Origin of the sequence: Bradyrhizobium diazoefficiens (genome assembly GCF_016616235.1) — a bacterium.
GTDB lineage: Bacteria > Pseudomonadota > Alphaproteobacteria > Rhizobiales > Xanthobacteraceae > Bradyrhizobium > Bradyrhizobium diazoefficiens_H.
Map to the genome: position 1 here is coordinate 6615958 of NZ_CP067100.1, position 13178 is coordinate 6629135.

8 protein-coding genes are annotated in these 13178 nt (G+C 59.8%); all 8 read right to left on the reverse strand.

The window, feature by feature from the left end; genetic code table 11:
• Positions 1-2 precede the first annotated feature (2 nt).
• Positions 3-6701, reverse strand: a complete 6699-nt coding sequence (locus tag JJB99_RS31395; RefSeq protein WP_246775054.1) for a shikimate kinase — start codon at positions 6699-6701, stop codon at positions 3-5.
• A 218-nt stretch (positions 6702-6919) separates the two neighbouring features.
• Positions 6920-7327: a hypothetical protein gene (locus tag JJB99_RS31400; protein WP_200500463.1), complete on the reverse strand. Its 408-nt coding sequence runs from the start codon at positions 7325-7327 to the stop codon at positions 6920-6922.
• Positions 7328-8519: 1192 nt separating this feature from the next.
• Positions 8520-10583, reverse strand: a complete 2064-nt coding sequence (sctV, locus tag JJB99_RS31405; protein ID WP_200496047.1) for a type III secretion system export apparatus subunit SctV — start codon at positions 10581-10583, stop codon at positions 8520-8522.
• Positions 10564-11007: a tetratricopeptide repeat protein gene (locus tag JJB99_RS31410; RefSeq protein ID WP_200496048.1), complete on the reverse strand. Its 444-nt coding sequence runs from the start codon at positions 11005-11007 to the stop codon at positions 10564-10566. Before JJB99_RS31410 ends, sctV begins: the two co-directional genes overlap by 20 nt.
• 2 nt (positions 11008-11009) lie before the next feature.
• The gene (locus JJB99_RS31415) at positions 11010-11549 is read right to left on the reverse strand and encodes a hypothetical protein (protein WP_200496049.1); all 540 of its coding nucleotides are present in this window, start codon (positions 11547-11549) and stop codon (positions 11010-11012) included.
• A gap of 37 nt (positions 11550-11586) precedes the next feature.
• A complete protein-coding gene (locus JJB99_RS31420) occupies positions 11587-12477 on the reverse strand; it encodes a SctD/MshK family protein (RefSeq protein WP_200496050.1) in 891 nt (296 codons plus the stop codon).
• 127 nt (positions 12478-12604) lie between these two features.
• Positions 12605-12919 (reverse strand): hypothetical protein, encoded by a 315-nt coding sequence (locus JJB99_RS36485; RefSeq protein WP_246775055.1) that lies wholly within the window; start codon positions 12917-12919, stop codon positions 12605-12607.
• 66 nt (positions 12920-12985) lie between these two features.
• On the reverse strand, positions 12986-13168 hold the full coding sequence (locus JJB99_RS31430; RefSeq protein ID WP_200298444.1) for a hypothetical protein: 183 nt from the start codon (positions 13166-13168) through the stop codon (positions 12986-12988).
• Positions 13169-13178 lie beyond the last annotated feature (10 nt).

Here is a 13178-nt window from a genome sequence, read left to right on the forward strand (position 1 = left end):
CCCTAGGCGGCGATATCCCGAGCCGATTCCCGCTCGCGCCGAAGATGGCCATGCAGCACCGCCACGCATTCATCCACCTGATATTTATGCGAGCTATCGCCTGAGTTGATCGTAAGATCGGCAGTTTGATAGACCGGCTCTCGCTCACTGACCAATCGCATGACGGTCGCCTCCGACTCGGCGGCCTGCGACAGCCGGCGGCCGGACCGGCCCTTGTTGCGCCGCATTATCACGCCCGCGTCGGCCTTGAGCCAAATTGAGACCGCGCTCTCATGGACGAGGCTACGGGTCCCATCATGGACGAACGCATCGGAGCCGGTCGCGATCACCGCCGGCCCTTGCTTGAGCGCACCCGCGATCACCCTCGCCTCAAGATCCTTGAAATGCTGCTCGCCATGAATCTGGCAGAGTTTGCTTATCGACATCCCAGCCTGCGCTCTGATCGCGTCGTCGGAGTCGACGAACTTCATCCGCAGCCGCTTCGCGAGACGCCGGCCAATGCTGGATTTTCCCGCGCCAGGCATGCCGACGAGCACGATCGGCCGCTGGCCAAGCCCGGCCACAATCTCTTCGTCTTCGTGGCTTCCTGACTCGGCAGCTTGCAACCCAAAGACTGCACCGGCGCCGCCGCTATGATCCGCTTCGATCTCCCAGTGCGGGATGTCCTTGGCTCCGTCGGGGACCACCACCTCCTTGCAGCGCTCTCGCGCGCGCTGCGCCAGATTCTCCTTGAGCCGCTCAAGAGCGTCTCCGCTCTCCTGGTGCCGCAACTGAGCGTCCGATTTGTAGGTATCGTGATTGGCAATCTTGACGTTGTAGCTGGCTGGCGTGTGAAACTCCACTTCGAAGCGGTAGTCTTTCGGGGTGGCGAGCACAGCCTTGATGCCCACAAAGGTCGGATTGCGCATTCTGAACCAATTGGTGGTACGGATTTCGGCGTAGCCTTGTTCGTCGAAACTCAGCATCGCTTTCTTGAACGCCCTCGCAAAATCCCCATCAGACACTTCGAAGACGTGGCGTACGGCGTTGCTGATCAGCTGTGCGGAGCCCTCGGAGGTCACGCTCATGCCAGTGAGCTGGTCTGTCATTGATCCTTCCGATCGGACGCGGCGATCGAGGTGCGGCATGTTCACGTGGATGCCCGCTTGTCTGAGGGTCTCAGCAACCGAGATTGCCGCCGCGGTGATTGTCTCCTCTTCGGCTTTGGCACGGGCAGCCTCAATTCTGGCGCGCGCTAAGGCGTCTTCGGGGGTAAGGGTGACCGCCATCCCGGTATCCTCGGCGACGACGCGTCGGCTAGACGGTTTCGGTATAATCTTCTTCTGCGCAGCGACACGAATCGAGGCATCCATCACTGAAGCCGCCAGCGTTGGATTCTCCTTCAGATTCTCCAACGTCGCATCGACATCGAACCTGCCCTGGCTAAGGGTCGCCGCCATGCTCTTGCTGAAGGGGACGAATTTGAGGCCTGGCGTCTGATGTAAGAGCCGCCCAAGCTCTTGGCTTTTCTTCATGAAAAGCCGGACCCCGGTATCGGATTTATAGCCATCCGTTCCGACCTTGATGCCGAGGCTCAGGAGGTTGCTTGCGCTTTGCACGAGGTCATCCGCAATGTACCCATCCGGACGCGGATCGATGCGGGCAGGATAGTGATCGAGCAAGACTTGGATCCGGTCGCGCGGCTGAGCAGTTGCCGGATAGGCCTCTGCCAGCTCCGGGAAAAGCTCGCAGAGCGCTGGACTGACAGTTTGGCTTACTTTGGCCAGGCTTTCACTTGGATCCGAAAGGACGTGCTCATCCGTCTTCGCAGCCCAGGCATCGAGGTCGGCGACAAGCAACTCGGCCGCTTCACGGGCAACTGGATGCTCTGCAATTTCAAGCTCGCGCTTCGCCCGTTCGAGTGTTTCCTGGATATCGGGGCCATGTACCTGTTCTTGGTTCAATAGGTGGCCGATCTCTCGCCTGAGCTCGTGGTGGACACCCTCGTACGTACCAAAGATGGTGCGCTCGGCAAACCAGCGTCGTGCTTCATGGGACTGCGCCAAAAAGTTTCGCTGCAGAGCGCTGTATATTTCCAGGACTTCCAGCGTGGCAGCAAGGATCTGGCTGGCACGACTGAATTGGTAATTGTTGCCCTCAATCGCCGGAGTATAGGACTTTGGCGGCTTGAGGGAGCGAACGCCGCGAGCTTGCTCCGTCTCATCGAACTGGCGAACATGCTCATAAAGCTGCGGCCGGTCGCCGATGATAACCACGGTATCCCCGTCAAAGTCGCCGTCGAGCTTTTTCTGCTCGCCGATCGGGACGGCAACCAACGATCCCGGAGCGAACACCTCGGTCACCTGCAGGATGCCGACGCAGTCGACCGGCGTGTCGTTCTTTGCGCGGTCCTTGCGCTCGGTCCAGCTCGAATGGCACTTGACGTCCTCGGCAGACAGCACCAGTCCACGGTCGGCGTAGTCGGCCGGCCACATCGCATCCGGCACCACGATCAGAATGCCCTTGGCAAAGAAGCTTGGGTCATCGGCTGCCAGCTCCTCCCGCGATTTCTGGGCGACACTGAAACTGTATTGTACGGCCGCGCATCGATCGAGGAATGCCGCGGTCGGATCGCCATCGACTGCCGACTTGACTCGTTGGGGTATGAACGGGCGCAGGTTGGGCTTGTCATAGGGCGCCCGCCCGATCAGCACGCCACTCGTTCCCGTCAATGTGTCGCTTTTGAGTGTCGGCACATGAAGACAGCCATCATCGGATGGGACGGCGACAGCGCCAAGACCATCCAAGTGTCCGGCCGTCACGGCGCGAAACAAGTCGTCGGACGTCAGCACTTTTCGGCTCTCAAGCCAATTCCAGACCTTGTCACCGGCCTCTTCCGCGACCTGCTCGCTGCGCGAATAGTGTTGCAACGCCGAGGCCGGCACAGACGATCTCCTTGCCTCACCAAAGGCCGGCATCCGATCGGGACCTTCCTGGGGGCCGGCCCGGCGAACCGCTGGCATACGCTCAGCGAGCGAGGCCTTGATGAAGCCACAGCCGTCATGCGGTCGCAAAGCAATGGGGCCTTCCGCTCCTATCAGTTTGAAGGGATGCGCCTCGTTGGTCGCGCGGTCTGGCGCCAGCAACAGCTTGAAGGTGCCCTCCAGTGCGTAGTCGTGAGGGCCCAGACCTTTGACCGACGGGGGCGCCGCAAAGCCCCTGCGCTGAGTATACCAATAGGCTTCCTTGAAGGGCGCCCAGGCGCGCAATAACTTCTCGAACGAGGTCCCCGGAGCGGTTTCGGCATAGGGAATGGCCAAGAGCTTCCCGCCGGAGGACCCGGCTGGCCGTTCGCTTGGAAGGCGAGCCGCAACTTGCGACAGGGTTGGTTTCGGCGGTTTTAACTTGCTGCCGCCGAACAGGTCCATGCGGTATGGCACCCCCTTGTACGTCAACGTACGTGCCAGCATGAAGGCGCTCGGCTTTCCGGGCAGCTGCACCGCGACCACCTCTATCGCTCCCGACGTCAGGCGGTGAAAAGTCGAGTAGCGAATCTCGGGGTCTGTGGCCACTGGCCGTCCCTGCAGGTCAACCACCGGCAACTGCATCAGTCCCGCATTCCCTTGCGGCGAGCGGGGCTCGTGGTCCATGTCGCGCAACACTTGATACACGTCGAATACCGATGCAGGATGTTGCGCCTGGATTGTCGCCGCATCCTGCGCCATGAACGAATCCAGCGCATCGACCGGATTGTCCACCTCGATCTGCGCGATCAGATTCCAGCTCATGTTGGAAAGATCGGCTTGGATGAGGTCGCGCGTGCTGGCCAGAATCTCCTTGGTCCCCCTCTGCAGCTCTTGCTGCCTCACCTTCAAATCGGGCTTCTTGCCCTCGACGTAGGGGCGCTGAAACAATGTCTCGAGGAGGGCACGGGCTTTTAGGACTTGATAGATCGACAAGGCCGGGCGGCGGCTCGCGAAAGGCCCACGGGTACGCTCGGCCTCGCTTGCTTTGAGATGAGCCTCGATCTTGCGCTCCACGACAGGCTGGATATCGTTCAGCAAATAGAGAGCTGGCCTCCGGTGCGGGCGTAATTCCTTTTGCGAGCCGCGCGCCAGAGGAAGTAGAGCGATGGAGAGATTGCCTATGGTTTCGAGGTTCTCGGTGTCAAAATCAGGGGCACGAACCAACTCTGCGAGCCGACCCAACCCTACCGGCGCCAGTAAACCAACGTCTCCGAACAGGCGGGCCTTCGCCAGTGCCTTGAAAATGAGCGTGATGCCTTGAACACCGGTGTGCTCCAGCCGATCAGGAGCATAGTGCAGGTAATGGGCCAGCTGGTGTAGGCGATCTTTCAGCAGAGCGGTCATTGCATCATCATCACTGCTCGCTCCGTCCACGACACCGCGTCCCAGGGCATTGGCGACCATTCTGAGCTCAGGCGTCGTGAACGAACCAAAGCGGCGGCCTCCTTTGCCGAGTCCGCGCGCGATGTCGACGACCACCTGGCGGCAGGCAGCCTCATCACCCCACTTGCTGAAGCCGTTCAACAGGTTTGCCAATCCCTGGCTCGTAAAAGCAGAGAGGCGATCGGCGCGACGAAGGAGCTCGCCGGCGATACCGACTATGGCTTTGCCCGTCTGCGCAGCATCCGGCCACTTGCAGAAACCGTTCACTAGGTTTGCGAGGTCTTGCGGCGCAAAATCAGAAAGCTGGCGCCGAAGGACTTCACTCGCTATCGCGAGCGTTGCCTCGCGACAATCCGCCCCTTCCGGCCACTTGCTGAAGCCGTTGACCAGGTTTGCCAAGCCTCGGCTGGTGAAATCACCGAGGCGGCCCGAGCGGCGCCGGACCTCACCAGCGATCGCGGCTACGGCTCGACCCGTTTCCGTCTCTTCCGGCCACTTGCTGAAACCGTTCACCAGATGTCTCAGGTCCAGCTCAGCAAGTTCGAAAAGCGGCCGCCCAACGACTTCAGCCGCGATAACAAGTATGGCCTGGCGCGTGTCTGTCGCCTCCGGCCATTTGCTAAACCCGTTCACCAGGGTCGACAGGTCCTGGTGAGTAAAGCGATAGAGCTGGTTGGCACGGCTAACGACCTCACGCGCTATCACGACGATAGCGTCGCCACAGCCCGTATCCTCCGGACACTTACTGAAGCCGTTCGCAAGGTTTGCCAGATGCTGGTGAGTGAAATGAAAGAGACGGTCGGCGCGGCCAAGGATCTCACCAGCAATCGCAACTGTGGCTTGCCGCGCGTCCACCTGTTCTGGGTATTTGCTGAAACCGTTCGCCAGGTTCGCCAAGGCCTGGCTATCGAAACCAGACAGACGGTCCGCGCGGCGACGGACCTCACCGGCGATCGCGACAATGGCTTGGTGCGTATAGGCATTCTCCGGCCACTTGCAGAAACCATTCGCCGAGGTTGCCAGCTCCTGCGGAGTAAAACTATCGACCCCGTTACTACGGCCAAACGCCTCACGGGCGATCGCGATCGTGGCTTGGTGGGCCTCCGGCTGTTCCAGCCATTTGCTGAAACCGTTCACTAAACTCGCCAGCTCCTGTTGAGCAAATTGAGAAAGCCGGATATCGCCGCGGTCGGCGCGGCAACGGACCTCAAGAGCGATCGCGGTCGCCGCATGCCGACACTCCGCCTGTTCCGGCCACTTACTGAAACCGTTCAAAAGGTTCGCTAGCTCCTGGTGAGCAAAATTGGAGAGCCGGACGTCGTCGTGGCGGGCGGCGCGGCAACAGATTTCTGCCGCGATCGCGAGGGTGGCGTCGCGACACTCCGGCCTTTCTGGCCACTTGCTGAACCCGTTCACGAGGTTCGCCAGCTGCTGCGCCGGAAAGTCAGATAACCGGGGAGCGCGGCGACACACCTCACCGGCAATCGTAACCGTGGCTCGGCGGGTTGCCACCTGGTCCGGCCATTTGCTGAAACCGTTCACGAGGTTCGCTAGTCCCAGGGGGGTATAGGAGAGCTGGCCGGGACGCCTGACGACCTCGCCAGCGACGCTGAGTGTGGCTTGGCGGCATGCCACCTCTTCCGGCCATTTGCTGAAACCATTCACGAGCAAAGACAGGCTTTGGCTGTTCAGCTCCTGAAGCAGCCTGCTTTCATCACAGCAAAATTCGGCGATCCTGATTGTTCCATGGCGGCATTCCGCTGCCCGTGGGTGCCGTCCGAACGATGATGCGAGGAGCGAAAGAGCTCGGCCTTCGGCGTCCCTCATGAGCGCGTTATCGAGCTGCGACACCCGTGCCGCCAGGGCCTTACAAGCTTTCACACCTTCCTGACCGCCAGCCTCCCGGCTCACCTCGTTACAAACCGTGGCGTAGTTCCAGGATTTCCCTGAGCGGATATTTTCCTCCAGGCGCGGCACAAATCGACCCTGGAAATCAGCCGCAGCCTTTTGCAAGAATGTCGCCTGGGCCGGCATCCGCAGCTGCTTGGCATGCTTGACCACTGGAGCTGAGAATTCACGGATGTCGCGGGCGCGATCGATGTCCCTTAGCGCTGCATTCAGTGCATTTGAGACCCTCTCGGATCGCCCCGACATCGCACTCTGAATACTCTGCGCGGCGGCATCGTCGAGGCGACGCTTTCCTGGTCTTTGATCAAGGTCAGGCGCGGATTGCCGGTGCGGCGGCATCGGTTCTATTTGCGAATGTCCGGCCTCCTGGCCGTAGCGCCGGAATTCATCACGAGAACGCAACACATCGCGCTCCCGCTGCCGCACGTCACGATCTCGCCCATGGAGCCGTTCAAAGCTTACACCATGGCTGCTTTGCGCCTCGACATCGTGGATGTGCTGCCCTCCTGGTCTAGATCCGACGTCGCGCGCGGATTGGGGGCGTCGCGGGAGCGCGTCTGGTTGCAAGCCTCCCGGCGCAAGTTCACGGGGCAACCGAGAATGCGATGAGCCTCCGCCTTGAGCTAGGGCCTCACGATAAGATCTATAGGGCCGTTCGGAACTTGCAGGATACCGCGCTTGAGCGGCGCAATCGTCTCGACTCTCCCTTCCTGATCCAGCTTCCCGGCCTGACATCGATCGCCCGTGCGGGGGGAGAGCGTCAGTTCGCGATCCTCTGAATGCTTGATCGCTGCGGCACGCTTCGCCGCCGAAACGCGACGAGGTTTCATCCCGATGTTGTGCGCCAGTATGAGGCCTGTACGAGACGTCGGAGCTCCTACCATGGCTGCCTTGGGCGCTACGATCGTCGACATTGAGAGGAGGAGAGGAAGCATCCAAATCGTGCGGCCCAGGGTGCATTCGCGCAAGCACAGAGCCGAACGATTGTCCGCCTTCTTCAGGACCACGGCCTGCTTCAGCGTGAGGCTCATCGAGTTCTCTGCGATTGTCGGCTCTAGTTCCTCGCGACCTTCCTCGACCGGTGATACCCCTCATGCAAACTCTCCAATGTCGGGCGTCAATGCGCTGCTCCGATCTTCGCAGGAGCGCACTCGATCTACTCGTTCCTGCTGAGACCGACGCATCGGACGCCACACTTGCGGCCGGACAATGCGACGCGTGACCTGTGACCAGTCGATGAGTTCTGGATGACTCGTGAGATCGGAACACTCAGGCCCGGCGCTCTGTTGAGTGCGGCGGCATGCGGCTGGCGAGATGACGGCACCGGTATGGACCGTGCCTCTCCATCCATCGCTCGTATAAGCTGTGCAAGTGTGGCGAGAACACATGCTACTCGCTGGCTCCCTTGGATATGCGACGAAGCTAGGTAAGCCGGACCTGTTAGCTAACGCGGTGAGCTGACCACAAGCTGACGAACTTGGCGGGGCATTGCCGCGTAGACATCGAGACTATCGTGCTACGCGCCGGCTTTCGAGAAGCCGAAAAGCTCGGCAGCGCAGAGTTCAGGTCCTGGCATGGCCAACGGCTCGTCGCCCATTCATGATGGCCCTTGTCGTAGCTGATGGCGCCAAACCCGTTCGGCCTCTTTGATGGCAAGTGGGTCGAAGTCCGAGCGCCCACCTGTTGTCTTTCGAGACTCACCGACAAGTCAATTTGCAAGGCAACAGCCAGTTCGCTTGTGTTGCCGCGAGTGCTTGTCGATATTGTGCTTGAGCCTCACACTTGCCCATCACCCGTGGATAAGTTTTCGTGTTCGGCGCGTGCGTCGCCTGGAGACACGGGCAAGACATTCACGAGCACCTCAAGCGCCCATCGGGCGCTTTAGGATCGAGACGACCTCCAGGAAGCGACATTCGCGTTGCCTGCCTCAGCGCGTCGCGCCGGGCCTCTAGTCAGAATTCCGACCGATCGCGCGTTCGATCCGTTCGCGCATAGCGGGATCGATATCTTTGGCGCCAAGCAATTTTGGCGATGGCGCCTCCTGCACTTGGAGAGCAGGTCTATCCCAGCTGGCACAGCCCCCGAGCCCCAGAATGGCGAGGAGAACCGAGCACGAGAGCGGACAAAATGAACGCGACTGCGTTGGGACTATGTTCTGACGTGACTTCATGCGGTCCTTCTCAGATCGAGCGCTGAGCCGGTGAATCGGCTGTAGCGAGCATGTTACGAACTTGCTCCGACGGAGCCTTGTCCTTCGTGGACTGTCAGCGTGATCGATCCAACGGGATGGACCGTGAAGTCCGTCGCAAGGTCCTGATAGGAGAGAACAGCAAGCTCGATCCCATTGCGGGTGAGAAACCCGCGGACAAAGCGTCGGACATCCATCGAAGTCAGGATAACGGGATGGGTCTGACCCGGCACTCTGTTCGAGTTGATCTGACGCATTTTTGACAGCAGCGCTTCGCTTTGCTCCTCAGACAACACCAGGTAGGGTCCTTTGGCAGTCTCGCGCACCGCGCTGCGCACGATCTCCTCAGTTTGACGCTCGATGATAAAGACGGGCACGACGCGATGAGGGTTGGCATAGCGGTGGCAGATCTGCCGCTTCAAACCGGAGCGAACATGTTCCGTGAGTAAGACGGTGTTTTGTTCTCGTCCACCCCATTCGGCCAATGCTTCCAAGACCAGCCGGGTATTTCGGATCGGAATTCCCTCCTCCAACAAACGCCGCAGAACGTCGGCTACCTTGGGGATGGGGGTGGTACGTAAAACCTCCTTCACCAGATCGGAATATTCGGCCTCCATTCGGGCCAGCAATTGGCGCGTCTCCTGGATACCGACCAAGCACTGTGCATAGCGGGTCAAAGCCGAATGCACGCGCAAAGCCAGAATCTCAACGGGACGGCGGTGCCCAATGCCGGCTGCCGTGAGAGCCGGTGCATTGCATTTGTCGATCCATATTTTATCCGTCTCCGGGTCCTGCCGGAACGGAATGCCACTCAGTTCGATGTTGGCCAAATCGTCATTGAGCGCCAGCTGCGTTGGATCAATGAGATCCTGATCGACCGGCACACCCTCGACATCCACCCTGAACCGTGATTCTGGCAAGCGCTCGTCGAGCTCAATGGGGATGCGCGGAATCGCAATGCCCAGATCCGCTGACACCAGTCCCGAAACGCGTGCAATGTGCTGTTGCAATTCGTCCTTGTCGATCGCCTGTGTCAGACTGGGCGCGAGGAACAACGCGATTGGAAGTGCCTCCGCAGGGACGGTTTGCTTCTGAGGCTGAGCGGGCGGCGGGGTAGAGGCGCTTTTCTTGTGGACCACACTCTCGGCAAAGCTCGCCGCCGCAAACACCGCGGCCAAACCGAAAAACACGGGGAGCGGGAATCCCGGAATGGCCCCCATGACAACCAGGACGCAGGCTGCCAGTCGCAACGCGTAAGGATTGGCCGTAAGCTGGTTTACGATATCGGTACCGAGATTGAGCCTGGCAACTCCATTGACACGCGTGATGATCGTTCCGGCTGTAATCGACAGCAGGAGCGAGGGAATCTGTGAAATAAGCGCATCGCCTATGGTCAGAAGGGTATACTGATGCAGCGCCTCGGCGAAAGACATGCCCTTGGAGAGCCCAATAGACGCCCCGCCCAGCATGTTGATGCAGATGACCACCAACCCTGCGATGGCATCGCCCTTCACGAATTTCATGGCGCCGTCCATGGCCCCATAAAGCTGGCTTTCTCTCTCCAATGTCGCGCGTCGGCTGCGGGCCTCGTTCTGATCGATATGGCCATTGCGCAGTTCCGCGTCGATCCCCATCTGCTTACCGGGCAGAGCATCGAGCGTGAAGCGCGCCGCCACCTCCGCCACGCGTTCAGCGCCCTTGGCGACCACGATGAATTGCACCATGGTTACGACCAAGAATATGACAATGCCGACGACGATATTTCCCGATATGACGAAGTCACCGAACGTGTGAATGATGCTGCCGGCATCCCCCTCCGCCAAGATCAGCCGCGTTGTCGAGATGGTGAGCGACAGACGGAATATTGTCGAAATCAGAATGACGCTCGGCAAGGACGAGAACTCAAGCGGCGTGCTGATATAGAGCGCAACCATCAGCAGCAGTATGGCCAAGCTGAGATTAAAACCGATGAGCGTATCGATTGCCATGGTCGGGATCGGCATGATCATCATGCTGATCGTCAGAAGCAGCATCAACGCGACCATGAGATCGGACTTTGTCGATGCGCGCACAATGATGTCACGCAGGACGCGGGTCATGGAATCCTTCTGATTGTTGTTTGGCAAGAACCGTGCCGCCACGCAACGAAACGTAGTTTTGGAAAACCGCGCGCGCCTCCTCCATGCGGCCCGCCCGGCGCAAGGCATGGCTACGTAAAAGCGTCAAAGGAATGCGCGATGACGGAGCGTCATCAACTGTATCAAGTCTATCCAGGATCGGCAGCGCTTCATCGCCAAGGCCCTCCGAGATGAGGGCGTAGGCGAGAATCCGGAGTAGATCGACGTCTTGGGAATTGTTGCGGACGATGAGCCGCAACAGAGCTACGCTTTGAGCCCCCTGCCCGCATGCAAGATGGAGATAGGAGAGGGCGCAGAGCAAATCCCGCTCCTGCCCGGACGTCAGCCAGACGCTACCGGTGTTGGAAAGCTCTGTTGTCGGCTGCGCTCCATCGCAATGGACCATGGCTAGGCTTCAATCAAGCTGTTCCGATTCTGGCGGAGAAGGATCAGCCACTGCAGTGCCTGCTGCAGGACGACCGCACCTTCGCGCGCCATCGAATCCGCAGGCACCGTCGAGAGCTTAAGGGCGAGACGTTCCAGAACAATGCCGTACGGCTCTGCCCCCAGCAGGTCTGGATGGCGCAGCCGTGGTGTGACGAAAGCGAGCAGATCATGCGCAATATCGCGGCCATAGAGCGACGCCAGAGCTGCGGGCGAGTCGACCTCATGGATGGGGCGGCGCATCTCGTTGAGGCTGACGCGCCCGGCCGCATCAATATCTTTAACCTCCGATACGGCTTCGATCGCCACATCCCGCTGCAAATATGGCGCGTTCAGTTCCCTCCGGACCGACGCTTGCTCGTTCTCATCCTTTGCACGAGGGCCGTCGATCTCAACCTCGTTGAGTTGGTCTATGGTTGGCTCGACGCCTGGTGCGTGATGGCCCTCATCAACTCTCTGCGAAGCAGTGCCAGGACGGACATCGTGGCGGGACAGCTTTGACATCACGCTCTCCTAAGTTTCCTTCCGCTGCTCGGTACGTCTAGTAGGGGATGACAGCAAAACGTCCATTCCGACTTAGCAACACACGCCTCTCCTCAATTTGGCTAACCGACCATCCGTCGGCCAACAGAGCACCGACGAAATATTTCTGCCCACCGATCAGCAGATAGGGCTGGACTCCACGCCAAACAGCTTCCAGGGCGATTGCGGATGGCTGCTTGTCCTCCTTGACCAGCACTGCGTTTACGAGTGTCAGCTCGCCATTTGTGCGACGATCGAACCATTGCTGGAGCTCCTGCCACTTCGCAACTGTTGCAGGTGTGACGGTTCCCTCAGCACTAACAAAACCCGGCCCAGGACCGACCCTGATATCGAACAGGCCCGCCTTATCAAGTTCTTGTTTCAACAGTTCGGCTGCGTCTTGGGCATGCCTATCGTTAGGGCGATTCATCCGCAGCTTGGGTGCGAGCTCGGCAGCAGTCGGCGCATTGGCGCCCGGTGCACCTCCGTTGGCCTTGAAGACCACGGGCAAGAGAGCACCGATCGCGACAAGGCCGAGCAGCACGAGGGCCAACGCCGAGATCGAAGCCCGGGATAGGCCGATCGCGTGATCTTCGAGCGCATTCTGCATCGACCAGCGAATAGACATCGCCCCCACATGGACGACCACGGGAAGGGAGTGAACGACGCGTTCGCCTGCTGCAACCTCCCCCTCGCCCGCCGCAGTGCTGATGGCTGCAAGGGCCTCGATCTCGATCGAGTTACCGCCGAGGGTGACACGAAGGTGATGCGGTTCGAGCTCTTGCTCGACGAAGATCATATCTGCGTCGAAGCCACTACCGATAAGACTCGTTCCAACCGGCGCTTTTCCGCCTAGCCCAGCATAAAATCCCGATAGCACCTCGAACTGGAAGGAGGCGGCCTCATTCACGGACAATCCCCACCAACCAAGAGGAGCAGGCGCAGGGATCACCGTACGACTCACTCCCAAGCCGCACTAGTCACATCGCCGCCGACGACGAGAAAAGCAGAGCAAGGACTGCCCCGCTTTTCCGGTGTTACCCGTTGACACGCTCGCTGGCCGCCTTCCTCTCGCTCGAGAGCTCGGTCGACAATGAACGCAACCGCATGTCCTGAACCATGGCCTCCTGGTTAACCGCCTTCAACTCTGCGATGAGCGCCTCGAAAGTGGCGGCGCCACCAACCTTATCGATCACAGCCCCAGCGCCCGATGCCACCGCAGACCCCCTGCTAGCATTGCTCGAGTCTCTGGCCGCGTCCTTGGACTTGTCGTTCGCGGACTTATTGTCGACCTTGCTTTCATCGAAGTCATGACCACCACCATGAGAGTTCACACCACTTGTTTTGGTCACTTCATTTACCTTCTGTTGGTCTCTGCCGCCACCGTGCGACACTCCCCGACGCCGAACCATTCGGCGTCAGGCGTCCTCTTCTGTTTCAGCCACGGCTTCGTGAAGATTCGCCATGTTTCGGTCCATCATCTGCAGCGCAACCGATCCAAGGACCGAACCAAAAGCTTTTTCCAGTTCTTGTTGCTGAGCTGCAGATTGCGAACTATCGCTCTCCTTCGCGTGAACCACGCTTTCGATTGCGCCCGACATCTGGTGCTTC

What these genes read in the sequence shown, in the direction of transcription:
- JJB99_RS31430 (WP_200298444.1), bottom strand. Translation starts at nt 13,168, where the DNA reads ATGTCGGGCGCAATCGAAAGCGTGGTTCACGCGAAGGAGAGCGATAGT.
- sctV (WP_200496047.1), bottom strand. Translation starts at nt 10,583, where the DNA reads ATGACCCGCGTCCTGCGTGACATCATTGTGCGCGCATCGACAAAGTCC.
- JJB99_RS31400 (WP_200500463.1), bottom strand. Translation starts at nt 7,327, where the DNA reads ATGAGCCTCACGCTGAAGCAGGCCGTGGTCCTGAAGAAGGCGGACAAT.
- JJB99_RS31410 (WP_200496048.1), bottom strand. Translation starts at nt 11,007, where the DNA reads ATGGTCCATTGCGATGGAGCGCAGCCGACAACAGAGCTTTCCAACACC.
- JJB99_RS31415 (WP_200496049.1), bottom strand. Translation starts at nt 11,549, where the DNA reads ATGTCAAAGCTGTCCCGCCACGATGTCCGTCCTGGCACTGCTTCGCAG.